The organism is Bradyrhizobium sp. CCBAU 45384, from assembly GCF_028128665.1.
GTDB classification, from domain to species: Bacteria; Pseudomonadota; Alphaproteobacteria; order Rhizobiales; family Xanthobacteraceae; genus Bradyrhizobium; species Bradyrhizobium manausense.
In genome coordinates, this window is record NZ_LBIZ01000049.1 from 1 (window position 1) to 1383 (window position 1383).

A 1383-nucleotide genomic window follows, 5' to 3' on the forward strand; every position below is an offset into this window, starting at 1 on the left:
CAGGAGATGAGCCGCCTTGAAGTGCTTGATGCGCAGATGCGCAACACGCCGGATCAGCAGATATCGCTCACCGATCCGGATGCCCGTTCGATGGCCACCAGCGGCCGCGGATCGGGTGTCGTCGGCTACAATGTCCAGGTCGCGGTGGACACCGAACACCATCTGATTGTTACGCACGAGGTCATAAACGTCGGCAACGACCGAGGGCAGCTTGCTCGGATGTCGAAGCAAGCCAAAGAAGTGCTCGAAGCGGACAAACTCGAGGCGGTCGCCGACCGTGGCTACTTCGACGGAGAGGAGATATTAGCCTGCGAAGAGGCTGGCGTTGCAGTCACCTTGCCCAAGCCCATGACGTCGAATGCCAAGGCGGAGGGCCGGTTCGGCAAACAGGACTTCGCCTACCTGCCTGATGAGGACGTCTACCGCTGCCCATCCGGTCAGCTGCTGCCATATCACTTCACCAACATCGAGCATGGAATGACGCTGCGCCGTTACTGGTCGACGGCGGCATGCCAAGGCTGCGCAATCAAGAGCCAATGTACGCCGTCCAAGGAGCGTCGCATCACGCGCTGGGAGCATGAGCATGTGGTCGAGGAGGTCCAGAGACGGCTCGATTCCAATCCCGAGGCCATGCGGACGCGGCGCGAGACCGTCGAGCATCCCTTCGGCACGATCAAAGCCCGTATGGGTGCGACCCACTTCCTGATGAAGCGCCTACGGAATGTCGCCGCTGAGATGGCGCTGCATGTTCTCGCCTATAACCTCACACGGGTGATGAACATCGTCGGCAAAGCGAGCCTGATTGCAGCCATCCGCGCCGCCTGAAGGCCCGGGAAGTGCGTCCAAAAGCGCAATACCGCGTCGCGATTCCTACTTTGGCCGGTCATTGGACGATCCGAGGCGAGAACCTCGGCCGTCTGCAAGGATTGGCGACCACGGTCGCGTGCCGACTATCTGTTTGCACACAACCAAGACCCTTAGCCGACTTGCGCGACTTCGTCAGCGCGCCGCTCTCGCCTTCACCAAAACAAATAGGTGGGAGCCCGCGGCGATCACCGAGAAAATGACTATCCTAATTCAACACCGTGCACACGCTGCGGCGCATATGTCGAGGCCAGCCAAATAAACAGCCGAACAGCCGCCATGAAGACAATCATTCCCCACATCGCCAACCATTTTGGGGCGTACCATGTTGGCTCGCCGTTACGTCCCCACTGCATTGCAACGCGTTCGCGCTTGATACGGGGTCCAAAATAGACGTTGAATATGACGACTAACGCAAAAGCGAGGCCAAAAACGTAATCTGCGGGTAACATGTTTTGCCTTTCGCAGCAGCAGCGCCAGCGCGGCTGGAAGCTTTATTCCTTCCATGCTCCGGAGGTT

At 59.0% G+C, this 1383-nt stretch carries 2 protein-coding genes; one reads left to right on the top strand and one right to left on the bottom strand.

From position 1 onward, the window contains the following. Positions 1–825 (top strand): transposase (locus XH80_RS02970; protein WP_271597265.1); only part of this gene is annotated, 825 nt, incomplete at its 5' end. 242 nt (positions 826–1067) lie between these two features. Here the strand turns inward: XH80_RS02970 and XH80_RS02975 are convergent. Further along, the gene (locus XH80_RS02975; protein WP_271597266.1) at positions 1068–1316 is read right to left on the bottom strand and encodes a DUF1648 domain-containing protein; all 249 of its coding nucleotides are present in this window, start codon (positions 1314–1316) and stop codon (positions 1068–1070) included. Between the last annotated feature and the right edge of the window lie 67 nt (positions 1317–1383).